This is a genomic window from Pseudofrankia coriaricola, assembly GCF_032027725.1.
Lineage (GTDB): Bacteria > Actinomycetota > Actinomycetes > Frankiales > Frankiaceae > Pseudofrankia.
On sequence record NZ_JASNFO010000048.1, the window covers coordinates 65,836 to 88,634 of the forward strand.

Annotated in this window: 21 protein-coding genes and 3 pseudogenes; 16 read left to right on the plus strand and 8 right to left on the minus strand. The window is 69.1% G+C overall.

Annotated elements, in window-relative coordinates:
- Positions 1-29 precede the first annotated feature (29 nt).
- The 8 genes and pseudogenes from QOZ89_RS25330 to QOZ89_RS25360 form a co-directional block, all read left to right on the plus strand.
- Positions 30-307 (plus strand): annotated as a pseudogene (locus tag QOZ89_RS25330) (IS66-like element ISFsp11 family transposase); the annotation flags it as partial.
- A 404-nt stretch (positions 308-711) separates the two neighbouring features.
- Positions 712-1,401 (plus strand): class I SAM-dependent methyltransferase, encoded by a 690-nt coding sequence (locus tag QOZ89_RS25335; protein WP_071048716.1) that lies wholly within the window; start codon positions 712-714, stop codon positions 1,399-1,401.
- 29 nt (positions 1,402-1,430) lie between these two features.
- Positions 1,431-2,171, plus strand: a complete 741-nt coding sequence (locus QOZ89_RS25340) for a UbiA family prenyltransferase (protein WP_071048715.1) — start codon at positions 1,431-1,433, stop codon at positions 2,169-2,171.
- A 365-nt stretch (positions 2,172-2,536) separates the two neighbouring features.
- A complete protein-coding gene (locus tag QOZ89_RS25345; protein WP_157910492.1) occupies positions 2,537-3,967 on the plus strand; it encodes a flavin-containing monooxygenase in 1,431 nt (476 codons plus the stop codon).
- 41 nt (positions 3,968-4,008) lie between these two features.
- A complete protein-coding gene (locus QOZ89_RS25350; protein ID WP_131803972.1) occupies positions 4,009-4,671 on the plus strand; it encodes a hypothetical protein in 663 nt (220 codons plus the stop codon).
- 680 nt (positions 4,672-5,351) lie between these two features.
- Positions 5,352-5,507 carry a TIR domain-containing protein gene (locus tag QOZ89_RS47605; protein WP_397428840.1) on the plus strand — a complete coding sequence of 52 codons (156 nt, stop codon included), beginning with the start codon at positions 5,352-5,354 and terminating at the stop codon, positions 5,505-5,507.
- Positions 5,432-5,584 (plus strand): hypothetical protein, encoded by a 153-nt coding sequence (locus QOZ89_RS25355; RefSeq protein ID WP_312625726.1) that lies wholly within the window; start codon positions 5,432-5,434, stop codon positions 5,582-5,584. Before QOZ89_RS47605 ends, QOZ89_RS25355 begins: the two co-directional genes overlap by 76 nt.
- Positions 5,585-5,597: 13 nt before the next feature.
- Positions 5,598-6,731 (plus strand): GNAT family N-acetyltransferase, encoded by a 1,134-nt coding sequence (locus QOZ89_RS25360; RefSeq protein ID WP_071048713.1) that lies wholly within the window; start codon positions 5,598-5,600, stop codon positions 6,729-6,731.
- A 284-nt stretch (positions 6,732-7,015) separates the two neighbouring features.
- Here the strand turns inward: QOZ89_RS25360 and QOZ89_RS25365 are convergent, their stop codons facing one another.
- Complete coding sequence (locus QOZ89_RS25365; RefSeq protein ID WP_071048712.1) at positions 7,016-7,459, minus strand: MerR family transcriptional regulator; 444 nt, start codon at positions 7,457-7,459, stop codon at positions 7,016-7,018.
- 46 nt (positions 7,460-7,505) lie between these two features.
- On the opposite strand from QOZ89_RS25365, the gene QOZ89_RS25370 reads away from it, so the two are divergent.
- The 3 genes from QOZ89_RS25370 (at position 7,506) to QOZ89_RS25380 (ending at position 11,119) form a co-directional block, all read left to right on the plus strand.
- Positions 7,506-8,186 carry a class I SAM-dependent methyltransferase gene (locus tag QOZ89_RS25370; RefSeq protein WP_083418579.1) on the plus strand — a complete coding sequence of 227 codons (681 nt, stop codon included), beginning with the start codon at positions 7,506-7,508 and terminating at the stop codon, positions 8,184-8,186.
- 351 nt (positions 8,187-8,537) lie between these two features.
- Positions 8,538-9,749: a cytochrome P450 gene (locus QOZ89_RS25375; protein WP_071048711.1), complete on the plus strand. Its 1,212-nt coding sequence runs from the start codon at positions 8,538-8,540 to the stop codon at positions 9,747-9,749.
- A gap of 137 nt (positions 9,750-9,886) precedes the next feature.
- The gene (locus QOZ89_RS25380; protein WP_071048710.1) at positions 9,887-11,119 is read left to right on the plus strand and encodes a sensor domain-containing phosphodiesterase; all 1,233 of its coding nucleotides are present in this window, start codon (positions 9,887-9,889) and stop codon (positions 11,117-11,119) included.
- Between the two features lie 370 nt (positions 11,120-11,489).
- Here the strand turns inward: QOZ89_RS25380 and uppS are convergent, their stop codons facing one another.
- On the minus strand, positions 11,490-12,266 hold the full coding sequence (gene uppS / locus QOZ89_RS25385; protein WP_071048709.1) for a polyprenyl diphosphate synthase: 777 nt from the start codon (positions 12,264-12,266) through the stop codon (positions 11,490-11,492).
- A 94-nt stretch (positions 12,267-12,360) separates the two neighbouring features.
- On the opposite strand from uppS, the pseudogene QOZ89_RS25390 reads away from it, so the two are divergent.
- Positions 12,361-12,675, plus strand: a pseudogene (locus QOZ89_RS25390) (integrase); the annotation flags it as partial.
- Positions 12,676-12,969: 294 nt separating this feature from the next.
- Here the strand turns inward: QOZ89_RS25390 and QOZ89_RS25395 are convergent.
- Entirely contained in the window at positions 12,970-13,269 is a 300-nt protein-coding gene (locus QOZ89_RS25395; protein ID WP_131803970.1) for a hypothetical protein, read from the minus strand.
- Between QOZ89_RS25395 and QOZ89_RS25400 the strand changes: the two genes are divergently transcribed.
- Entirely contained in the window at positions 13,247-14,191 is a 945-nt protein-coding gene (locus QOZ89_RS25400; RefSeq protein WP_312625733.1) for a glycoside hydrolase family 5 protein, read from the plus strand. The genes QOZ89_RS25395 and QOZ89_RS25400 overlap by 23 nt on opposite strands.
- Before the next feature lie 70 nt (positions 14,192-14,261).
- Here the strand turns inward: QOZ89_RS25400 and QOZ89_RS48370 are convergent, their stop codons facing one another.
- The 3 genes and pseudogenes from QOZ89_RS48370 to QOZ89_RS25415 all read right to left on the minus strand — a co-directional run bounded on the left by QOZ89_RS48370 (position 14,262) and on the right by QOZ89_RS25415 (position 15,276).
- On the minus strand, positions 14,262-14,438 hold the full coding sequence (locus QOZ89_RS48370; RefSeq protein ID WP_241841701.1) for a hypothetical protein: 177 nt from the start codon (positions 14,436-14,438) through the stop codon (positions 14,262-14,264).
- A gap of 104 nt (positions 14,439-14,542) precedes the next feature.
- Positions 14,543-14,644 (minus strand): annotated as a pseudogene (locus QOZ89_RS48375) (NADP oxidoreductase); the annotation flags it as partial.
- 167 nt (positions 14,645-14,811) lie between these two features.
- Positions 14,812-15,276, minus strand: a complete 465-nt coding sequence (locus QOZ89_RS25415; protein ID WP_083418577.1) for a winged helix-turn-helix transcriptional regulator — start codon at positions 15,274-15,276, stop codon at positions 14,812-14,814.
- 168 nt (positions 15,277-15,444) lie between these two features.
- On the opposite strand from QOZ89_RS25415, the gene QOZ89_RS25420 reads away from it, so the two are divergent.
- Complete coding sequence (locus QOZ89_RS25420) at positions 15,445-16,305, plus strand: NAD(P)H-binding protein (RefSeq protein ID WP_312625735.1); 861 nt, start codon at positions 15,445-15,447, stop codon at positions 16,303-16,305.
- Between the two features lie 503 nt (positions 16,306-16,808).
- Here the strand turns inward: QOZ89_RS25420 and QOZ89_RS25425 are convergent.
- Together QOZ89_RS25425 and QOZ89_RS25430 are read right to left on the minus strand one after the other, a co-directional pair.
- Positions 16,809-17,261, minus strand: a complete 453-nt coding sequence (locus QOZ89_RS25425) for a transposase family protein (RefSeq protein WP_312625784.1) — start codon at positions 17,259-17,261, stop codon at positions 16,809-16,811.
- Between the two features lie 411 nt (positions 17,262-17,672).
- Positions 17,673-18,389, minus strand: a complete 717-nt coding sequence (locus QOZ89_RS25430) for a TetR/AcrR family transcriptional regulator C-terminal domain-containing protein (protein WP_071048113.1) — start codon at positions 18,387-18,389, stop codon at positions 17,673-17,675.
- A gap of 415 nt (positions 18,390-18,804) precedes the next feature.
- Here QOZ89_RS25430 and QOZ89_RS25435 point away from each other — a divergent pair, with 415 nt between their 5' ends.
- Together QOZ89_RS25435 and QOZ89_RS25440 are read left to right on the plus strand one after the other, a co-directional pair.
- On the plus strand, positions 18,805-21,120 hold the full coding sequence (locus tag QOZ89_RS25435) for a glycoside hydrolase family 3 C-terminal domain-containing protein (RefSeq protein WP_312625742.1): 2,316 nt from the start codon (positions 18,805-18,807) through the stop codon (positions 21,118-21,120).
- A 112-nt stretch (positions 21,121-21,232) separates the two neighbouring features.
- A complete protein-coding gene (locus tag QOZ89_RS25440) occupies positions 21,233-22,780 on the plus strand; it encodes an ABC transporter substrate-binding protein (protein WP_312625744.1) in 1,548 nt (515 codons plus the stop codon).
- The last annotated feature ends 19 nt before the right edge of the window (positions 22,781-22,799 follow it).

The following is a 22,799-nucleotide window of genomic DNA, read 5'->3' on the forward strand; positions in this document are numbered from 1 at the left end:
GGACACGTCGCGTTCGTTGCTTGATCCCGGTGGCTGGCCGTGGAGGGTCAAGGGTCGCGGCTGACCCGTCCGCGTCATGGGAGCCGCGTCTCGCGGCGGCCGAGGCGCGGATCGAGGAGCTTGCGGCCGAGCAGGCCGAGACCCGGGTGGTGAACGAGCGGCTGGCTGCCACGAATGAGCGGCTGCGGCGAGTCGTGGAGGACACGGCCGTACATCACGAGGCGGAGCGGGGCGCGGTGCGGTGCGGGCCGAGCGGGACCGGGCGCACCAGCGGGTCGCGGACCTCGAGCACGAGGTCGCCAGCGTCGAACCCGTCGCCATCACCGCCTAAACCAACATCATTCAGGAGTGCACCCCTGAATGGACACCGTCGCGGGCCGGCCACAGTAGCTACCTCATCACGAATTCCACTGATGTCGGCGGCCCCGGTGTGCCACCTAGGCTGACGAGTGTGACCGCGGAGCCACCGATACAACGAGTCGAGGTCAGTTTCGTCTGCGCCCGTGCCCCCGCTGGCCAAGCGTGCGTAGGGTTCAGCGAGGTGGATATCGACGGTCCGGTCCTGCGCTGTTTGGTCAGCAACAGCTTTCAGTCGTCTCTCGAGGCGTTGCGCGGTTGCGACGTAGACAGCCTTCAGTCAGTGACCCGATCAAAATTGCAGGTTTGCCGGCAGGTAGCCGACACGACGATCGAAAAGGTGTGATTGAACGGATGTCAGGACGGAGCCTGGAAGAGCAAGCTCGCGCGCTTTTTGCACCGCTCGGGCCGACGTACGACCGCGTCGGCGCCACGCTCTCGCTGGGACAGGACCCGCGCTGGCGCCGCTACCTCGTTTCGTGCCTTCCGCGCGGCGGTCACGTTCTCGACGTAGCGACAGGGACGGGGCTGGTCGCGGCGGAACTCCTGCGGCAGGGATTCGGAGTGACCGGAGTCGATCAGAGTCCCGAGATGCTCGCGGTCGCGCGCCGTCGCTTCGACGACGAGGTCGAGCTGATCCATGCCTCGGCGGATGCGCTCCCGCTCGGTTCCGAGTGCTTCGACCACGTCACGGTTACGTACCTCCTTCGCTACGTCGCCGATCCCGCGGCGACGCTGGCCGAGCTCGCGCGCGTGGTGCGTCCGGGTGGCTTCGTCGCCTCGCTCGACTTCGGCGTCCCGAGTGGTGCCGCCCGCCCGCTGTGGGATCTGTACGTCCGTGCGGTGCTACCGCTCGCCGGCCGCCTTCTCCGGAACGGCTGGCGGGAGGTCGGCGACTTCCTCGGTGGCTCGATCCGCGACTTCTGGGAGCGCCACCCGCTCGAGCACCAGCTCGAGTGGTGGCACGCGGCGGGCCTCCACGGGGTCGAGGTGAAACGGCTGAGCCTCGGCGGCGCCGCCGTCATCTGGGGACGGAAGACGTGAGCCCTCCCGATCGTGCGGCCGAAGGCGTCATGACGCGGGAGGTTCAGCCGGTCTCCCGTCCCGCCTGGTACGCGCTCGAGCACGGCGGCTGGCGGGACTACGTGACGCTGCTCCATCCCCCTTACACGGCGTGGCACCTGTCGTACGTCGTCATCGGCGGCTGTCTCGCGCCCGTCGTTGCCTGGGACAGGCTCGGTGCCGTCGTCGCCGCGTTCGCGCTCGCCGTCGGTGTCGGCGCGCACGCCCTCGACGAGCTGAACGGGCGACCGCTACGGACCAACATCCCTGATCGGGTTCTCGTCGCGCTCGCCGGCGTCTCGACCGTGGGCGCCTGCACGATCGGCCTCTTGGGCGCGTATACCTTCGAGGCCTGGCTCGCGCTCCTCATCCCCCTCGGGATCTTCCTGGTGCTGGCGTACAACCTCGAGCTCGCCGGCGGGCGCTTCCATTCCGACCTCTGGTTCGGGCTCGCGTGGGGAGGCTTCCCCGTGCTCTGCGGCTACGCGGCCGTCGCGGGCGACATCCGAGCCGTGACTGTGCTCGCCGCGGTCTTTGCGGTGCTGCTCTCGCTCGCCCAGCGCGTGCTCTCGCACCACGTGCGGTACGTGCGACGCCGGGTGATCGCCGTCCGCGGCGAGCTCGAGCTCGCCGACGGGAGCAAGGAGCCGCTCGACGCCAGGCGGCTCACCGCTCCTGCCGAGACCGGACTGCGGCTCCTCTCGCTCGCGACCGCCGTGCTGGCCGCGACCCTTGTCGCCGTCCGCATCTGATCGGCCACCACCATGGCCGCGTGCCGCTCCTCGCGCACATTCTCCTGGCCGCGCGCTACGTTGGGCTCCCCCGGTCGCGCGCGGTCCGCGCGGGTTGAACGAGATCGTCGCCTCGGCCCGTCGCGCGATCCGCGGCGCCGCGGAGCAGGCTGCGGACCAAGAAGGACGGCCGCGTATCTCGCAATGTTCCCCGAATGCCCGCGGGTCTCTGTCAGCGTGCACGGCGGAGGAGCGGCGGTTCTCGGGCGAGTGCCGCGGCGCCTCGCCTTGCGAGCTGCCGTTCGACCTACGGTTTTGGCCGTTGCCGCCGTTGTCGCCGTTGCCGCCGTTGCCGCCACTGGTGTCCGCTGGAGACGTCGAGTGGAATGGTGACGGCGAGCGCGATCCCGGCGGCACGCGAGCGGAACCTGATTGAGGACGGCACCCCGCACGAGGCCGTGAATTCATCTGGCGAAACGCGGATCTGTGTGATCGGCGCAGGCCCCTGCGGTCTGACCGCGCTGAAGAACCTACTTCAGGTCGGCTGCCGCAACGTCGTCTGCTACGACGAGAGCAGCGGCATAGGGGGCAACTGGGCGTACACCGACGATCCCCATCGGGCCAGCGTCTACGAGTGCTCGCACATCATCTCGTCCCGGCGCATGTCATCGTTCGCCGATTTTCCGATGCCGGAAGAATACCCGGACTTTCCTTCGCACCGGCAGCTGCTTGCCTACTTCACCGAATATGCAAGAGCGTTTCAGCTCGAGCCGCACATCCGCCTCGGTTCGTATGTCGAGCAATGCACGCTCGGCGCCGACGGCCGATGGGCGGTGCGTGTCATCACGAACGGCGAAACAAGGGTTGAACTTTTCGACAGCTTGCTGGTCTGCTCCGGCCACCACCGCGAAGCGCTCGTGCCTGAATACCCGGGCACGTTCACAGGCAAGATCGTTCACTCCTCGGCCTACAAGCGCCCCGAGCCGTTCCGCGGCCAGCGCGTGCTCGTGGTCGGCGCAGGAAACTCGGCCGCTGATATTGCCGTCGACGTCGCCCACCTCGCCTCGCGGGCCGCGCTCAGCATGCGCGAGGGGACCTACTTCATTCCGAAACTCATGTCCGGGAAGCCGATGGACGTCCTCTATGAGTTCTGGCACGGCAAGATTCCAAAACCGCTACTCCAGTCGGCACTGAAGCTTTGGCTGCGGCTCGTGATCGGCAGATGGGAAGAATACGGTCTACAGACCCCGACCAAAGCGCCGCTCGCGAAACACCCGACCTTGAATTCCAGCGTACTCGACGCGCTACGCGATGGCCGGCTCGTCGCGCGCCGCGGCATCGAGCGCTATGACGGAAACATTGTCCACTTCACCGACGGCACGCAGGAAGAATTCGACGCCATCATCATGGGAACCGGCTTTCGCACGAGCTTCCCGTTCCTGTCCGAGCGGATCGCCGGCTGGGACAGGGCCAAGACGCCGCCACTCTATCTGAAGATGATGCATCCGACGATACCCAGCCTTTTCTTCATCGGCCTGTTCCAGCCGATCGGCTGCATCTGGCAGCTCGCCGACTACCAGGCACGCCTCGCGGCGCTGCAGATCAGCGGGCGGGTGAGACGCCCGTCCGACATCGATACGCGCATCCGCCGCGAAGTCGCGCACGCGCATTCTCGGCCCGATCCGTCGCCCCGGCACGCGATCGAAGTCGACTATCACGCATTCCGGCGAGAAATTATGGGCGAGCTCGCCCAGGCTAAGCCCGGATGCACCGAAATGCCGCCAACGCGATCCGGGCCGTCATGTCACGCAGAGTGACTTCGATGTGAGCTGGAAGATCAAGCGGAAGAAAGCTGCCCGTGATTGATCGTGTGCATGTCGACCCGCTCGAAAAGGTGATCAACACCGTTGGGGATGACGAGGCGGCCCGACGGGAGACTCGGCAGGACACGGCAGCCGGTTGCCGTCACGCGCCACGGCCGGCGGATCTACTGCGGGATTCAGCGCTGCTGGCAACGGAGATCCTGGCGCAATGGTATGGACGGGAGATCACCGTTGAGATCATGGATCGCGCGGTTCGATTGATACAGGAGGACTCGTCGTACCCGGTAAGGGCACTCGGTCGAGAACACCATTCGCCTGGACTCGCGGTACTACTTCGTTGCGTCGACAACGCATGTGTCCAGCACCGCAGGATCCGGATGCATGTCGAGGGTGAGAGCGTAGGCTTCGCATTCTCGACCGTGCTGCTCGACCGGGTGACCACGCGGGAGCGCGCCACGCTCACCGCCACGGACGTGTCTCTTGGTCGGGCTCTACAGGCGGAGGGAATCCAGCGTCGGATGCTCGCAATGACGATTTCGAACGACGGCGGGTATGGCCACACTTCCCATGGCCACGCGATCGCCACGCAGGCGTTGTTGTGCCGAAATGACACGCCCGTAGCCTATGTCCAGGAGAAATTCTTCTTTGGTTCACTTCCGCCAGACGGCGCGCGGCGGGCCCAAAATACAGACCTATAACGTCGACCGCCCTGAAGGGATGCAGAAGATGCGCGACGATCATGTACCCTGGCGGTGAACTTGGCTGGGGTGTGTCGCGGGCAGGTCCGGTCCACGTCATAGACGACGAGTCCTGCGCGTGAGGGATGCAGCCGTCGCGTTCCTGGCCGCTCCGTGCGTCAGTATCCCGCCAGCGATGTCACCGAATGCGGTGAAGCCGTCGCATCCGCGTGGATCTTGAGCTACTATGTGGCCACCGTGAAGATCACGTGACGGCTTATCGGGGGGCTCGGTATGCGTGGTTGTCCTGTCCTCAGTTTCTCCAGGTTGGCGGGACCGGGTCGGAGCGCCGGCCATGGTTTCGCACCGCGGGCGCTCGCCGAGGCGCCGGTAACGATCGTTCGGGCCAATCGCCATCCGCTTCGGATTCGGATTCGGATTCGGTGAACGCTCGGATTCCCGCGAGTCCAAATGCTGGCGCGCTTCCTTTGGTTTGACTGCAGCCGCTTGGCGGTCCTGGATTATCTCGGCAGCGTGAAGCCGCCATCCGGATACCAGAGGGCATCGCAGTCGCGGCCTGACCGTCGAACTGGCTGATCATGTCGCGGGTTCGAGGCGCGTGAAATTGTGGTATCCCAAGAATATCTCGATCTTCTCCAACGAAGGCTGGACAAGCTGACTCGCGGTGGGAGGATCATCGTATGGCCGACGGGGGTGGGCCGCGCGCACGGGTCGAGCCGGGCTGGGACGTGTTCGTGTCGTACGCGCCCGAGGACGAGGCGTGGGCGCAGTGGATCGCCTGGCAGCTCCGGTGTGGTGGTCGGCGACACTGGTTTCCATGCTCGCCGGCGACCTGATCTCTGGCGAGTACCACCTCCCCTTCCGGCCGGGAGGCTTCGCCGCATGGGCGGCCAAAGCCGGTTTGCTGACCTGAGACGCGTTGTCGGATGATGAGACCAGACGGAGGCATCCGGCTGCGGGCGGCGCGCCCGGGCGAGGCCGGCGTTCTGAGCGACCTGGTAATGCGGTCCAAGGCGTCGTGGGGATACGACGAGGCGTTCCTGGCTGCCTGCCGGAACGAGTTACGGATCGCGCCCGAGGATGTGATAGCCCGGCGGACGGTCGTCGCGGAACGAGATGGCTCGCTGCTGGGCGTGGCAACGCTGGAAGGCGAGCCGCCACACGGCGAGCTGGGCCTGCTCTTCGTCGAACCCCGGGTGATCGGCACCGGGGTGGGACGCCTGCTGTGGCAGGAGGTTCTGGCGCAGGCCGGCCAGGTGGGATTCGCCCAGGTGACGATCAGGTCCGATCCGCACGCCGGTGGCTTCTACCTAGCCATGGGAGCGGAGCCCACGCAACCAGGGCGCTCATGGGGCACCGATGGCGAGCCGGGGGATGCTCTGCCTGTGTTCCTCGCCTGGCCGATCCGGCCGGAGCCGTCGTGGTCGGTGGCCTGGAGCGGCGGCAGGCGCACCGTCCAGGTCGGCAACGTCGCCGAGTTCAACAGCCAGTTCACCGGGACACGCGGCAGTGTCGAGCCCGACCACTATTCGTGCCTGGCCACATTCTGCGGTTCAAGTCCCGCGATGGTTCTGCTGCCCCACGCAGTCGGGGACTGGTGGTTGCGCGAGGTCGCCGCCGTGCTCGGCTGGGACGACCAGGTCGAGTGCCTCACCGGGCTCGCGCCGGGCGGCCGAATGTCGACGGCGATCCAGAACCGTCCGGAGCTGCTTGCCCGCATCGTCGCCGGGGAGGAGCTCGTCCTGCCGTGGGGCCGCACGCCGGCGTTCGAGGCGATCGTCCCGGCCCCGCCCGGAGTGCTGGCGGCCGTCGGCCGGTACGAGTCCAAGGCGCGGGCGAACGCGCTGTTCCGCGCGCTCGCTCCCGACCACCCGGTCCACACCAGGTGCTGCACCCCACCCTCGGGCTCATCGACCTGCAATGCACCGGAATGCTCAGCGAAGACGGTCGCCACCGCCTCGTCTGGTACACCCCGCGTCGGCGGCCAGGCGGCACAACAGCTGGAACTACTCACCGTCCTCGGAACGACGCAGTTCACCGCGGCTGACCGGCAACGATAACCGGCCCCGACGACCGACACCGAGACGAGGCTGCCCTCGGCGGTGCCGGCCGACGAGGCGGGTCCGTCGCATTAACGCACTCGGCCAGCCGTGGCACTGTTGCAGGCCGCGCTGATCCGTTTGTACTGCGCGGACAGGCTGCAAGAAAGTCTACGATCAAGATCACCTGACTTGGCTCGATGCATTAGTGCCCTAGAACGCCATCCCGCGCACAGGCCCACCGGTCGTCCCGGCCATCTGGCAACACAGGGGCGTCAGAGCCATTCGGGGATCCAGCGGGCTGCCTATGGGGCGCATGCTGGCTGGTGGCCGTGGTCGGCGACGAGTTGCTCGAACGAGGCACCGGCGACGCGCTTGTCAAGCAGGCCGAGCATCGTCGCGCACTCGCGGGTGGGGCGCTCGGTGGGGCAGGCGAGCGCGTGGGCAAGCAGCTCCTTGGCCAGCGTCGCCCGCTCGATGAGCCGGTCCAGCTCGGCGATCTGGTCCCGGACCACCTGGCGCCACTCCCCGCCGGGCTCGTCCAACACGGCCGCGGCGGTGGTGAGCCCGACGCCCACCTGCTGCAGGATCTGGATCAGCGCGATCCGGCGCAGCTCCGCCGGCCCATACATCCGGCGGCCGTCTCGCCTGGCGGCTGGCCGGACCAGCCCGCGCTCGTCCCAGTAGCGTAGCGCCGAGGCGTTTAGCCCGAACCGGGCCGCGGTCTCGCCGATGGACATCATCTCCATGACGGTATTTGACTTCAACCCAGCTTGAACCGCCAGCCTCGATCTCATGCGGAACACCAACACCACCGCCCCCACGACCACCACCACAGGTATTAGCCCCTCGGCCGGGCCGCCGCCGGACGACTACTCCTGGGTGCTCGGTGGCCCGTCCGAGTCGGTCTTCGCCCGTCCCGCCGGATGGCGCGGTCGGCTCGCGGGCCGGTTGATGATCTGGATGAATCGGCAGGACGAGGTGGCGGATCACATCGACGTCAGGTCCGGCCAGACCGTACTCGAGGTCGGATACGGTCCCGGTGGCCTCATCCGGCTCCTCGCCGAGCGCACGGAGGCAGCGAAGATCATCGGTGTCGACCCGAGCGCCGGCATGCGCGCCGCCGCGACCCGCCGCAACCGTGTCGCCGTCCGCGCCGGCCGGGTCGACCTACGGCTCGGCCGGGCGGACCGGACCGGTCTGCCCGACCGCGCCGTCGACCGGGTCGTCACGGTCAACAACGTCGCGATCTGGCCCGACCTCGACGCCGGCGTGACCGAGCTGCACCGCGTCGTGCGGCCCGGCGGCACCGTGACCATCGCCTGGCACGGCGGCACCACCCCACCCCGGCACGCACGCCCACTCATCCTTCCGTCCAGCGTCCTGGCGCGCGTCGAGAGGGCCCTGCGCGCACGGTTCACCGACGTCCGCCGCGCCCAGCTGCCCACGCTGGACGTCTTCACCGCGACGAGCTGAACGCTGATCGTCGCCGGTGTCCGTCATTCGGCTGAGCCACGTTCACGGAGCTCGCCGCCGCCGTCTAACCGCGGCTCCTCGAGGCGACCGGCATGCACCGTCTCCGCAGACGTAACTGTGAGTATGGGGGCGTTCCTCGGGTGGTGGTCTGACGACGATCACACCACCGCAAAACACCAGATCAGTGATCATGCCGGCTTGCGCCGGCACCCTGTCCTGCCGCGGGGCGTGGCTCGCTGCCGCGGGTTGGGCGGCGGCCCGGCGGGGGACGACGAGGACGTGGCCCGCCTGGAGGTGGCGAGCGATGCGGTCTCGGCGGGGCGACCGCGGCCGTGGGTGGGTGGTGATCGTGTGGCCGGAACCGAGGTGCTGGAGCGGTCCCTGCCGGGTCTGGTGGCCTGGCTGGAACGGTCGCGGCAGCAGGGGCAGGTGCATCACGACGACCGGCAGCGGTGCTGGCAGGTGCTCGGGCACCCGGAGGTCAGCGCGGTCCTGGCCGATCACCTGACGTTCTCCTCCGACCTCGGTGACCTCATGCCCCGGCAGCAGGACCTGGACCTGTTCGCGCGCGGGAACTTCGTGCGGATGGACCCGCCCCGGCACGACCGGCTGCGCGGCCTGGTGAGCCGGGTGTTCACCTCCCGGACGGTCGCCGGGCTGGCGCCGCGGATCGCCGCGGTGACGGCCGAGCTGCTCGACGCGGCCGATGAGCGCGACGGCGACCGGCTCGACCTGATCGACGAGCTTGCGTACCCGCTGCCGGTGATCGTGATCGCGGAGCTGCTCGGCCTCCCGGCCGCCGACCGGCCGATGTTCCGCCGCTGGGTCGACGATCTGTTCGACCGGGTGGACACCGGGCCGGACAAGTCCCTGCCCCGGCTCGCCGAACAGACGGTGCGCGAGGCCGCGCCGACGGTCCGGGAGATGAACACCTACCTGCTCGACCGCATCCGAGCGGCCCGGTCCCGCCCGGCCGACGACCTCACCAGCCGGCTGGTGGCGGCGGAGGTGGACGGCGAGCGGCTGGCGGACGAGGAGATCGTCGGCTTCGTCGGGCTGCTGCTGATCGCCGGGCACATCACCACCACCGCGACGCTCGGTAACACCGTCCTGTGCCTCGACGAGCATCCCGACGCCGCGGCCCAGGTACGCGCCGACCGCACGCTGCTGCCCGCGGCGGTCGAGGAGACGCTGCGGCTGCGCACGCCGTTCCCCCGGCTGGCCCGGCGGGCTGCCATCGACGCGGCCGTCGGTGGGACCGTCATCCCGGCGGGAGAGCTGGTTGTCGCCTGGCTCACGGCGGCGAACCGGGACGAGCGGGTGTTCGCCGACCCGGAGCGGTTCGACCTTCACCGCCGGCCGAACCCGCACCTCACCTTTGGACACGGCATTCACTTCTGCCTGGGCGCCCCGCTGGCCCGGCTCGAGGCGAACATCGCCCTCGGCATCCTGCTGGACCGCTATCGCGACATCGCCGTCGCCACGGACCCGCCGGTCCGCCACCGCGACCCCTGGACGATGGTCGGCGTCGCCAGACTGCCGCTGGAGGTACGCCCCCGCTGACAGCACCCTCAGGCTGGTGGCACGGACCCGGGTCCGGGCCAAGGTCGGCGTATCCGCCCAGGTTCGTGGTCGGACATCCGGGTCGGTCGGGGTAGGCGGGGAACACTAGACGCGAGCGGGGTGCGGAGGGATCTGCTGTGGCCGAGGCTGATGCTCGTGTGAACGGGGAGCGCAGTGGCCGCAGGGCTGTCCTCGATCCGGACGAGGCGGTGTCCTGGCTGCTGTCGCTGGCGCGGCGCCATCTTCAGATGGATCTGTCCTGGCTGTCCCGGTTCACCCCCGACCTCCAGATCATCGAAGCTCTGCACGGCGACGCGGAGTCCTTCGGACTCGGCCCCGGTTCCACCACTTGCTACGCCGACTCGTACTGTTCGCGGGTTCTGGACGGACGCCTCCCACCGGTCATCCCCAACGCGCGGGCGGACGAGCGCACCGCTGCTCTTTTGCTGACCCACGAGTTCGACATCGGGGCCTATGTCGGCGCTCCGGTCGTGCTCGAGGACGGGCGCGTCTACGGCATGCTGTGCTGCCTGAGCCACCACGCCGAACCGGGCCTGTCCAACCGCGACGGGCGTTTCCTGACGCTGCTGGCCGAGGTGCTCGCCCGGTTCGTCTCCTACCTCACCCGCGAGCGCGAGGACCGTGACCTGCTGGTCCAGCGGATCAGCAGGGCGATCCACGACCGCCCAACCATGCTCTTCCAGCCGATTGTCGCCGTCCCCACCCGGGAGGTCACCGGGGCGGAGGCGCTGGCGCGGTTCCCGCCCGGGTCCGGCGGCCCGGAGGCGTGGTTCACCGCCGCCGCCTCCGTCGGCCTGCGCACCGACCTCGAACTCGCCGCGATCGCAAAGGCGTTCGCCGCGTTGCCTCTCCTACCGGACCACCTGTGGCTGGCCGTGAACGCCTCCCCGACGGTGGTTGCCTCCGGCCGGGTCCGCGACGCCGTGGCCGACGTGCCGGCCCACCGGGTCGTCATCGAGGTCACCGAACACGAGCGCATCCAGGACTACCCGGCGATGCGCGCCGCGCTCGACGATCTGCGACGGCTGGGAGCGCGGATCGCGGTCGACGACGTCGGTGTCGCCAACGCCGAGCTGAACCGGCTGCTGCAGTTGGCTCCCGACATCCTCAAGATGGACCGGGAACTGACCTGGAAGATCGACACGGATCCCACCCGCCGCGCCCTCGCCAGCGCCCTGGTCCAGTTTGCGCGCGAGATCGACGCGCAGGTCCTGGCCGAGGGGGTGGAAACCGCCGCCGAACTCGCCGTTCTCGCCGACCTCGGCGTCGACCAGGTCCAGGGCTTCTACCTCGGCCACCCCGGGCAGCTCCCACTACCGAGGCGCTGCGATGTCGGCATGCAGTCCTGACGACGGCGCAGCTCACGGCCCGCGACGTGCGTAGCGGAGGACCAGGAACCCGCGGCCACGGACGCGGCTGCATCGACATCGGCCGACTCCTCCTGCGGCCAGGGTCAGGGACAGCCGCACCGCGCCATCCTCCACGATCACCACGCGGGAGACGCGACCTCAGCGCCCAGCAATAAGACAACAGAGTCCTACAGGCGTTGCAGTTCGATGGGGCGGAACTGGTAGACCGTCCGGCCCGTCATGCCCGTCGACCCACGCGACGATGAGCTGCTCGCGCAGCGCGTCGTCCACCTGGAGGTTTCGCGCGCCGGCGGTGGCACCGGACGGCGAGCCGTCGGCAGAGCCGGCAGGCCGCCGGAAAGCCACCAGGTCAGGCGCCGTGGCGACGGCCACGGGCGGCGTAGCTGCGCAGCGCCCGCAGGAAGTCGATCTCGCGGAACGCGGGCCAGTACGCCTCGCAGAAGTACAGCTCGGAGTACGCGCTCTGCCAGAGCAGGAAGTTCGACATGCGCTGCTCGCCGCTGGTGCGGATGACCAGGTCGGGGTCGGGCTGGCCGGCCGTGTAGAGGTGGCGGGCGACGTCCTCGGCGGTGACGGTCTCGGCCAGGTCGGCCAGCGAGCCGCCCGTCTCGGCCTGCTCGTGCAGGAGGGCCCGGAACGCGTCGACGACCTCCTGCCGGCCGCCGTACCCCACGGCGAGGGTGACGTGCGCCCCCGTCGAGCAGGATCGGGTGACCTCCTCGGCGTTCTTGAGCGCGCGGGCCGTGCTGTCCGGCAGCGCGTCGAGCAGCCCCGCGATGTGCATCTGCCACGCCGGATCGGGAGTCGCGATCTTGTCGGAGACAACCTGCTCGATGACCCGCATGAGGAACGCGATCTCGGCATCCTCGCGGTGGGCCAGGTTCTCGGTGGAGCAGACGAAGACGGTCACGTGCTTGATCCCGGCCGCCTCGCACCACGACAGCACGTCCTCGACATGGTCGGCGCCGAACTTGTGGCCGAGACTGGGATTGGCCATCCCCATCTGGCGGGCCCAGCGGCGGTTGCCGTCCATGATCAGGCCGACGTGCCTCGGTAGCTCGGCTCCCTTGAGCGACGCGCGGAGCCGACGGGCGTACACGGTGTAGGCAAGATCGCGTATTGGCACAGCCTGAATCTATGCCCTGTACCGTGCCAGAACTCGATTTCGGTCGTTGACCTGCAACTTCGCTGCCGCGGAGCTCGATACAGGATCGTGGCTCATGGTGGTGCGGCTGATGTACCTGTTCATGGTCCGAGTGTTCGGCTGGCTCATCCTGCTGACGCGCAGCGATGCGGCGCGGACCGCGGAGCTGCTGGTGCTGCGCCAGGAGTTGGCGGTGCTGCGCCGCCAGGTCGGTCGGCCTCGGTTCACCTGGTCCGACCGCGCCCTCCTGGCCGCGCTGGCCCGGTTGTTGCCCCGCGAGGTCCGGTCACACCGGCTGGTGACCCCGGCGACGCTGCTGGCCTGGCATCGCCGCCTGGTCCGTCGACGCTGGACCTACCACCGTCACGCCACCCGACGGGCCGATCCGCCGCCACAAGGTCCTCGGAGGCGTGATCAACAATACCACCGCGCCGCCTGACCGACCAGCGAAACCGCAGGTCACGGCCCTTGATCGAGTTCTGGCACGCTACACGTGTCCGGTGGATCGATCCGACGGAGGGGTGGACTGGACGTCGCTTTGGGTGTTTTATACGATTGGTAAAAATTTTGTCCGGCCTAGCGACCGGCTCTGTGGGACTCGTGGCTGGGGGGCCCGTATCCGTCGAAACTGACAGGACTCCCAGGAGCGACAGATGAGACGAACGTCGGCCGCGCGCACCCAAGATCACCGGGCGGTGCGCCGCCGCCCGTCGGTCCGGCCAGCCTGGGTGCTCGGAATCGCGTGCGCCGCCGTGGTGGCGGTCGCCGGCTGCGAGCCGGTCGCACCTGGCTCATCCGGGCCCGTCATCACGCCGAACCCGACCGTCACCTCCGCGGTGCCGACGACACCGGGCGTCCCTACCTCGACGACCTTCTCCAGCAGTCCGTCACCTACCGCGCCCCCGTCCACCTCGACCGCCACGCCCTCGGCTTCCGCCGCGGACACCGGGACCGTAAGCGGGTTGCGGGTCTCCGGCACTTCCATCGTCGACACCTCAGGGTCGCCGGTTCGGCTGCTCGGGGTGGACCGGTCCGGTACCGAGTACGCCTGCATCCAGGGTTGGGGGCTGTTCGACGGGCCTAGCGACGACGCCTCGGTGGCGGCCATCGCCTCCTGGAAGGCCGACGTCGTGCGGGTCCCGCTGAACGAGACGTGCTGGCTTGGGATCAACGGCGCGCCCGCGCAGTACTCCGGCCGGGTGTACCGGCAGGCGATCGTCGACTATGTCGGCCGGCTGAACGCGCACGGCATGGCCGCGGTCCTCGACCTGCACTGGTCCGCTCCGGGAACGGCGAAGGCCACCGGCCAGCAGCAGATGGCCGACGCCGACCACGCACCCGACTTCTGGCGGTCGGTCGCCACCACGTTCAAGGGCAACTCGTCCGTCCTGTTCGACCTTTACAACGAGCCGCACGACATTTCGTGGGCCTGTTGGCGCGACGGCGGCGACTGCGGCACCGGTTACCAGGTGGCCGGGATGCAGGACCTGATCGATGCGGTGCGTGGCACGGGAGCGACGAACATCGTCCTCGCGACCGGCAACGGATGGGGTGGCGACCTCACCGGCTGGTTGGCGAACAAGCCCGCGGACCCGACCGGCAACCTGGCCGCCGGCTGGCACATGTACGACTTCGGCGGGTGCGCGACGCTGTCCTGTTTCGACACCCAGATCGCGCCAGTGTCGGCGACCGTCCCGCTAGTCGCTGGTGAGTTCGGGGATACCGACTGCAACCACGATTTCAGCGACCAGACGATGAACTGGCTCGACAGCCACGGCGACAGCTACCTGGGGTGGGCCTGGAACACCTTCGACTGCGGACGTTTCCCAGCGTTGATCAAGGACTACTCGGGCACGCCGACCGCCTACGGCGAAGGCTTGCGCGCTCACCTAGCCTCCGTCCGGTGATGAGCCACTGGACGGCGTCGTCGGCCGCGTCGCCCGCGGCCTGACGCAGCGGAGGCCCGGCGCGGCGGGTTCAGCCGGCCGTTCCGGCGATGTAGCGGCGGGCGGTGGCGAGCGCGGCGTGCAGGGTGGCGGCATCGACGGGTACTCCCGCGTCGCCGCCGCTGCCGCCAGGTCCGAAGTAGAGCCCGGCGTAGGCGGCGGTGTCGCGCTGGAACCGCCAGCCCTCGGCAAGCGGGCCGGCGTCCACCGTGTCGTAGCCGAGGTCGTCGAGGAACGCGGTGATCGTGGCCTTCGCGGCAGCCCGGCCAACGTCTCGGGACCGTGGGAGTTGCTCACCACCACGTCGTAGCCCGCCGCCACCGCCAGCCGGGCCACCGTCAAGCCGATGTTCCCGCTTCCGATCAGTCCGATCGTCGTCATGCCCACGCCAATGACCCCTCCGCCGCGCGACATTCCCCGACCCGCCAGCTCCGGTTCACGGTGTCGGGTGAACAACACCGCCACGGCCCAGCCTGCGATCGGGACCAATCAGAGGGAGTGCTCAGCCCAAGGTCTCCGACTCAGGAAGCCTGGCCACGCCCGTGACCTGCAGCGACCGGAGCTCAGAGTGGTTGGGGGTGTCAGGTGGCGCGGACGGTGTCGTACGTGGCGCGGGCGCGCTTGATCTCGTCCAGGGAGCCCTCGAAGAGGTCGGCGAGAGCGCGCAGCCGCTCGGCGACCTGGGTGCCGAGGGGGGTCAGCGTGTACTCGACCCGCGGCGGGATCGTCGTCACCACCGACCGCACGACCATGCCATTACGTTCCAGCACCTGCAGCGTCTGGGAGAGCATCTTCTCGCTGACGCCGTCAACCCGCCGACGCAGCGCGTTGAAGCGGTAGGAGCCCTCGCCGAGCGCGAGCATCGCGAGGATCCCCCACTTGCCGGCCACGTCCTCCATGGCCCGCCGGGATGGGCACGCGCGGTTGAACACGTCGCTGACGAGCTCGTCGCTGATCGCGGGCTCACCAACGTGGACGCTTGATCGGGCCACCTGATCGACGGCGTCCCGCGTCGCGTCGTCAGCCGAGGTCCCCACGGTTGCCATGGTTTCCAGGATACGACCCCGCTCCTTTAGGATCGATAGCACTATGAAATAGTTAGCGCTGTGGCGTTGCAAGCACTAACCCTAGGTCGCCCCGACGGCAGACGCCGGACCGTGGCCTGGGAGAACGAGCGCCACCGCCAAGCCCCAACCACAGACGCTGGAGTCACCATGGGATCGATCGCAGTCACCGGGATCACCGGCCACCTCGGCCTGCAGGTCATCGACGGGCTGCTAGCCGCTGGCGTCAAGCCGTCCGACGTCGTCGGTCTCGCTCGCTCCCCCGAGCGCGCCGCCGGGATCGCCGCGCGCGAGGTAGAGATCCGGCTTGGCGACTACGACCGGCCGGAGACGCTGGTAGCCGCCCTCACCGGCGTCGATGCGCTGCTCCTCGTCTCGGGCAGCGAAGTCGGCAAGCGGACCGCCCAGCACACGAACGTCGTCGAAGCCGCCAAAGCCGCCGGGGTCTCCCGGATCGCCTACACCAGCATCGCCCGGGCCGACACGAGCACGATCAGCCTCGCGGTCGAGCACAAGGCCACCGAGGCCGTGATCAAGGAGTCCGGCCTGCCGTACACCTTCCTGCGCAACAGCTGGTACACCGAGAACTACACGCGCGACCTGGCCCGCTACCTGGCGACAGGAGTGATCGTCGGTGCCGCTGCCGGCGGGAAGATCGCCGCCGCGACGATCGCTGACTACGCCGCGGCCGCGGTGGCCGTCCTCACCGCGGACGGCCACGTTGGCAACGTCTACGAGCTCGGCGGCACCGCGTTCACGATGGCCGAGCTCGCTGCGACGATCACCGATGTGACTGGCACGACCGTCCTCTACCAGGACATGTCCGAGGTAGATTTCGCCGCGACGCTCCACGAGCACGCGGGCCTCGACGAGGGTCTCGCCGCGTTCGTCGCCGGCTTGGACGCGGCCATCGCCCGCGGCGAGCTGGACCTCCCTTCCATGGACCTCGAAACCCTCCTCGGCCGCCCGAGCACCCCGCTGGCCGAAGCCATCCGCACCGCGCAGGCGTAACCGAGCCCGCCTGACGTCCGTCCGCCACGCAGCCAGCAAGCCGCCTCCGGGCCGTGCTCCAGACCCGCGCGGACCACCGGATCGCTGGCGTGGTCCGCCAGACACCGGCCATGCAGCCGCGGCTGTCTCCAGTGCGCAGACCAGACCTCGTTCTGGTAGCCGGCGAAGGCGACGTGTGAGCGACTCCTTTCCACCGGGCCGGCCTTCCGTATGCCCCAGAGGGCGCTCTGGCTGTGCCGCTAACGGAGCAGGGCCTCGAGCGCTCAGCCCGCCGAGCAGCGAGGTGAGATTGTCGGCTCCCCGGTTGCCACTCGCACCACTCGCACCCGCCGGAGGGGGAGGAACGGCCAACCACGTTCGACGTGCGAGTCTGGTCCGTCCGCGAGATGCGCCTGAAGAACGGTTCCAGCTGGCAGGCCGCTGGCAGGTCGCGGGCCGGCCCAGCTCCAACACCCGCAGCTTCCCGTCGAAGGCGGCCGCCGAGTCACGTCGCGCCGAGATCCTCACAGCCGTGCGCAAGGGCGAGGCGTTCGACATCGAAACCGGACTGCCGGTCTCCGAGCGGCGTGCCCTGCCCCAGCCGGAGCCGGTGCCCGAACGGACCTGGCTCGCGGTCGCCAGGGACTTCGTCGATAGGAACTCAGTGTCAGGTGCGCCACTTGCGGCACAAAGCATGTGGCACGCCGACATTGCGGCACATACTGGACTCGTCTGTCGATCGTCTTCAGGAGCATGCGGACTGTCTTTTCGGAGGGCGTCCGGTAGATCCCGCGGAAATGGTCGTGTGGTGCGCCGAGGCGGGCGAGCAGCGGTTGCGACAGGTCGGCGATTCTGCTGCCGAGTTCGCGCAGGCATTTCGCGCCCGTCAGCGTCGCAACGAGCGTCGCAGCCAGCACGAACGACATGCTGTAGATCTGTCCACGCTGGTCTCGGGGATGAGGAAGCTGACCCAGCATCGCGAGCAGGCTGGAGATGTCACACTGCTCGCAGTCGAACAGGGCGGTGGACACGCCGGGGGCAGGCTGGCATGATGGCACGCGGTGGCCTTCTGTTTTTTTTGGACAATGTGGGTTGGCGCTTTCATTGTCCGAGCAGGAGGCCACTTCCGTCACAACGCGTGTGCGAGGTTCCGTCAAAGTAGGGGCGGCGACGCGTCAAAGGCCGGCCCGAAGGCCATTTCCGAACCGGCCCGCGAAACGTCAGCGGGAGACCCAGCGATATGCCGCCGCCGCCGCTTCGACCCGCGCATAACCCCTCGGAAGCCTGTCCCCAGGCGCCGGGCCTACGAGCCGGCCGCCGGGTGGCCGTCCGGGCGTAGTGACCGCGCGGTCGGTGGGCCGCGGAAGACATGCTGTCCGCTTCGGTCCCTAGTCAGGTGGCAGAGCAGCGTCCCCGTCCGCCACTCCGATGTCTCGTGATGCCAGCCGCGCCTCCATGCCCTCGATGAAGACGGCGAGGCTGAAATCGAGTTGCGTGTCGGACTGTGCGTCCCAGATCTGCAGCAGGTTGGCGACGTGGGGAGCCTCGGCCGGCTCCATTTCAGCCAGCACGTCTTTGAGCTCCTGGATCTGTGGATGCGTGGCGTCTGGTGACATCAGGAGCGTGTCACGCGCGGAGGCGAAGGCGATCTGGCTCACGAACACCATGGCCCGCACGGACTCCACCTCCGTGAGCCCGGCCTCTCGCAGCACGCCGAGCGTCTGCTCCAGCGACCGGATGATCGTGTTCCCGTCGACCCGCTGCATGTGGAAGTAGGGGAGCAGGACGCCCACCTTGACCACGGCGTCTCGTGTCGCGAACGCGAGGTCCCGCAGCACGGTCCTCCAGTTGTCGGAGACCGGGAGCTCGTGCAGCTCCACCTCCGACTGGAAGATGTCGCTGGCCACGAGCGCCAGCAACTGCTCGCGGTCGCTGACGTGGTAGTGCACGGCCGACCGCTCGACCTGGAGCTGGTCGGCCACCGCCTGAATGGTCAGCTTGGCCGGATCGAGGCTCCGGGCCACGGCGACGATCTGCGCCCGGCCGATCCGGGCCGGCCGGCCGGGCCGTCTTCGCTGGCCAGCCTTGCCGTCCCCTGCGCTCATCCCACCCCTTACGCCTCCGCCTGAAGGTTACGCGCTTGACCATCCCCTGAACCTGCCATATTTTCTGACGGCCGACAGAAACTAGCTTGATCGTAATTGACCCTCCGGGCGCGGCGCGCGTCGAGCCGTCAGGGTCACACCCGACATTCCGGCCGCCGTCGCCCCTGCGCGCCGACCCGACTGGACGCACGCGCCAGCCGAACTCACGGCAGATGCGAGCAATGATGATCTTGTTGACCGTAGGCGCGTCGCGCCTCTCGACCGCGGCGAGCAGGCGCGAGGAAGGGGATTTGAGGACCACCAGGACCGTGAGATCACCGTCCCGACGAGAGCGGACAACGACGTCGACCACCGGCTGTCGGTCGCTGTCGCGGGGTGGGCCTTGGACCGTTCGTGGAGAAAGACGGAGGGCGTGTTGACGGAAGACGTGGTGGAGGAAGCCGGTCCGCCGGTTCTCCCCCTCGCGGACAAGGTGTCGCTGCTGTCCGGTGAGGGCCTGTGGCAGACGAAGGCACTGCCAGCGGCGGGCCTCGCCCCCGTCACGGTGGCGGACGGCCCGCACGGGCTGCGCCACCAGGGCGACGACGGGGATCATCTGGGGCTGCTCTACTCGGTCCCCGCGACCTGTTTTCCCCCGGCGGTGGCGGTCGGTGCGAGTTGGGACCCGCAGGTCGCTCGGGCGGTCGGTGCCGCGCTGGCGGCTGAGGCGTCCGTGCAGGGCGTCGACGTGGTCCTCGGTCCTGGCGTGAACATCAAGCGCAGCCCGCTGTGCGGACGGAACTTCGAGTACTACTCCGAGGATCCGCTGGTGTCCGGCGAGCTCGGCACGGCCCATGTGCGAGGGCTCGAGGACAACGGCGTCGGCGCGTCGGTCAAGCACTTCGCGGTGAACAACCAGGAGACCGACCGGATGCAGGTGAGCGCCGAGGTCGACGAACGGACACTGCGCGAGATCTACCTGCCCGCCTTCGAACAGGTGGTGAAACAGGGCCGGCCTTCCACGGTCATGTGCGCCTACAACAGGGTCAACGGCGTCTACGCCTCCGAGAACCGCTGGCTGCTCACGCAGGTGCTGCGGCAGGAGTGGGGGTTCGAGGGCGTCGTCATCTCGGACTGGGGTGCAGTGCACGACCGAGTGGCCGCCCTGGCCGCCGGGCTCGACCTGCAGATGCCCTACGACGGCGGGCGAGGCGACGAGGCGGTGCTCGACGCGGTGCGCCGCGGCGACTGCGACGAGGCGCTGGTGGACACGGCGATCACCCGCCTGCTGAGACTGGTGCGCAGGCCAGGCCGGCCCGGCCTGCGGCGGCGGCCCGCTCAGGGCGACCGGCGCGAGGTGACGGCGGGCCTGGACGCCCACCACGACCTCGCGCGCAGGCTGGGCCCCCGATGCATGGTGCTGGTGAAGAACGACGGTGCCGTGCTCCCCCTGGCCGGCGGGCTGACCGTCGCCGTCGTCGGCGCGTTCGCGACCGAGCCGCGGCTTCAGGGCGGCGGCAGTTCCAAGGTCAACCCGTCCCGGGTGGACGTGCCGCTGGACGAGATCACCGCGGCGGTGTCAGCCCGGGGTGGTCAGGTGCTCCATGCGCGGGGGTTCGCGTCGCGGAACGACACCACCGGAGCCGAGGCGCTGCGCGCCGAAGCCGTCGCGGTGGCGGGCGGCGCGGATGTCGCGGTGGTCATGGCCGGGCTCACCGAGGGCGCGGAGTCGGAGGGGTTCGACCGGAAGACCCTGGACCTTCCGGCGGAGCAGGTGGAACTCATCCGGGCCGTCGCCGCGGCCGCCCCGCGGACGGTGGTCGTGCTCTCGCACGGTGGTGTGGTGAGCCTGGAGGGCTGGCACGACGACGTCGACGCGATCCTCGACGCGTTCCTGCTGGGACAGGCCGGCGGCGGGGCGATCGCGGACGTCCTAGTGGGCGTGGCCGAGCCGTCGGGCCGGCTCGCCGAGTCCGTTCCGCGGCGGGTCCAGGACACCGCGGCGTTCCTCAACTATCCCGGGGAACAGGGGGCTGTCCGCTACGGCGAGGGTGTCATGGTCGGCTACCGCTACCACACCACCGCCGACGTTCCAGCCCGCTATCCGTTCGGCCACGGGCTGGGGTATGGACGGGTCGAGACGATCGGCCTCACCGTCGAACCGCTGGCCATCGACGGGGCCCGCGTCGAGGTCCAGGTGCGCAACACCGGCGAGCGGCAAACCTCCCACGTCGTCCAGGTCTACGTCGCCACGCAGGCCGGACCGGTCCGCCGCCCTACCCGTGAGCTGCGTGCCTTCCGCCGGATCGGGCTGGCCCCTGGCGAGAGCGGCGTCGTCTCGTTCGAGCTGGACCGACGCGCCTTCGCCTACTGGGACGTGCGGCACGGCCAGTGGGTGGTGGCCCCCGGCGACCACTGGATCCAGGTCTGCCGGGACGCGGAGAACGTGCTGGTGGAACGCCGCATCACGCTCGAGGGCGACCGGTTCGTCCCCGACCTGTCCATCGACTCGCTGATCGGGGAATGGGCGGCGCATCCCGACGTCGGCCCACAGCTCGACGAAGCGCTGGCGACAGCGCTCGCGCCGCTGCTGGCCGAGATGGGCATGACCGCGCAGGCCGAGGGATCGAAGGGCCTGCACGGAATGCCGCTGCGCCAGTTCATCGAGACGCTCGGCTCCGTTCTGCCGGCAAGCAACGTCGAGAACATCCGCCGCATCGCGCAGGGCCACCTGACGGCGGTGCCGGGGTGAACCCGTCGGCTCCCTGCTGGGGCGGGGGCCCAGCCCCACCGCCCCGCCGGGACCGCGGCCCCGCATCGCCCACCCACGTCGCACGGCACCGAGACTCTTCGAGGGAGATCACATGCGAAGGCTGAGACTCTTACCGGTGGCACTGGTCGCGGCGCTGGCGCTGACGGCCGGCGCCTGCGGCGGCGGCGGCAGCAGCGGCGGCGGCACGTCATCGGGCGGCAGGGCGTCCGGTGGCACGCTCACTCTCGGGGCGACGATCGCCCCGAATCCGTGGGATCTGCGGGGCGCCGGTCTCAACGGCGCCGAACTCCAGTACTACGAGGCTGTCTACGATTCGCTCATCCGGCTGGACCCGAACGCGAACCCGACGGCCAACCTGGCCACGCGCTGGGAATGGGACGCCACCAACACGGTGCTCACCTTGTCGCTGCGCTCGGGAGTGACCTTCACCGACGGCTCCCCGCTCGACGCCGCGGCGGTGGTGACAAACCTCCTGCATACCAAGGACGGCACGGGCGAGGCCGCCGCGGCGCTGCGGGACGTGCGGAAGGCCGAGGCCGTCGATGCCGGCACGGTGCGAATCACGCTCTCCGAGCCCGACCCGTCCTTCCTCGGGAACCTGGGACAGAGCCCTGGAATGATCGCGAGTCCCAGGGCGATCTCCGACGGGTCGATCAAGACGAAGCCTGTCGGGTCCGGCCCGTACACGCTCAGCGGGCCTGGTACCACCGTGGGCAGTCAGTACACCTTCATACGCAATCCCAAGTACTGGAACGCCAAGGCATTCCCGTTCGACAAGGTCGTCATCAAGGTCCTGGCCGACCAGACCGCCCGGGAGAACGCGCTGCGCAGCGGGCAGGTGGACGCCGCCGAGGTCGCGCCAGGCCGGATGGAAAGCCTCCGCGGCGCGGGCTTCAACGCCTCGCCGGTCCTCACCGGGGACATCGAGGGCCTCTACCTGTGGGACCGCGGAGGCACGGTCTGCAAGCCGCTCGGTGATGTCCGGGTCCGGCAGGCCATCAACTACGCCTTCGACCGGGCCACGATCGCCAAGCAGCTCGGCGGAGGTTTCTCCACCCCCACGGAGCAGCTGTTCCACCCCGACAGCTCGGCCTACGACAAGTCCCTGGACAAGAGGTACCCGTACGACCCGGCGAAGGCGAAGCAGTTGCTGGCGCAGGCCGGGTACGCGAACGGTTTCAGCTGCGACGAGCTCGACTTCTCCACCCTGTTCCCGGCGGCCCAGGCCGCGATCACCCAGTACCTGTCCGCGGTAGGGATCACCCTCACCCCCAAGAGCATCCCGGTCGCCCAGATCCTCACGTCCCTGCAGAGCGCCGAGGTCCCGCTCAGCTACTTCCGGCTGAGCGCGCGACGGCCGTGGGACACCGTCCGGTCCACCATCGCCAAGGACGCGGCGTGGAATCCGTACCACTACAGCGACCCGGAGGTGGACCGCCTGATCGCCGACACCCAGCGGCTGACCGGCGGTGAGCAGGACAAGGCGTTCAAGAGCCTGAACAAATACCTCGTCGACCAGGCCTGGAGCGCCACCTGGAGCGTTCCGCAGACCGCCTACGCGCTCAAGAAGTCCCTGTCCGTGACGCCGGAGGCGTTCATGTCCAACCCGCCCCTGTACCGCATCTCCCCGGCGGGATGAGAAGGAACCGCGGCGCGGC

Bases quoted from the DNA above. Each gene is read 5' to 3' on its own strand.
- QOZ89_RS25335 (WP_071048716.1), top strand. From the start codon at position 712: ATGTCAGGACGGAGCCTGGAAGAGCAAGCTCGCGCGCTTTTTGCACCG.
- QOZ89_RS25340 (WP_071048715.1), top strand. From the start codon at position 1,431: ATGACGCGGGAGGTTCAGCCGGTCTCCCGTCCCGCCTGGTACGCGCTC.
- QOZ89_RS25345 (WP_157910492.1), top strand. From the start codon at position 2,537: ATGGTGACGGCGAGCGCGATCCCGGCGGCACGCGAGCGGAACCTGATT.
- QOZ89_RS47605 (WP_397428840.1), top strand. From the start codon at position 5,352: ATGGCCGACGGGGGTGGGCCGCGCGCACGGGTCGAGCCGGGCTGGGAC.
- QOZ89_RS25360 (WP_071048713.1), top strand. From the start codon at position 5,598: ATGATGAGACCAGACGGAGGCATCCGGCTGCGGGCGGCGCGCCCGGGC.
- QOZ89_RS25365 (WP_071048712.1), bottom strand. From the start codon at position 7,459: ATGGAGATGATGTCCATCGGCGAGACCGCGGCCCGGTTCGGGCTAAAC.
- QOZ89_RS25370 (WP_083418579.1), top strand. From the start codon at position 7,506: ATGCGGAACACCAACACCACCGCCCCCACGACCACCACCACAGGTATT.
- QOZ89_RS25395 (WP_131803970.1), bottom strand. From the start codon at position 13,269: ATGGAAGTGCCGGAGACCCGCAACCCGCTTACGGTCCCGGTGTCCGCG.
- QOZ89_RS25415 (WP_083418577.1), bottom strand. From the start codon at position 15,276: ATGGCAACCGTGGGGACCTCGGCTGACGACGCGACGCGGGACGCCGTC.
- QOZ89_RS25420 (WP_312625735.1), top strand. From the start codon at position 15,445: ATGGGATCGATCGCAGTCACCGGGATCACCGGCCACCTCGGCCTGCAG.
- QOZ89_RS25425 (WP_312625784.1), bottom strand. From the start codon at position 17,261: ATGCTGGGTCAGCTTCCTCATCCCCGAGACCAGCGTGGACAGATCTAC.
- QOZ89_RS25430 (WP_071048113.1), bottom strand. From the start codon at position 18,389: ATGAGCGCAGGGGACGGCAAGGCTGGCCAGCGAAGACGGCCCGGCCGG.
- QOZ89_RS25440 (WP_312625744.1), top strand. From the start codon at position 21,233: ATGCGAAGGCTGAGACTCTTACCGGTGGCACTGGTCGCGGCGCTGGCG.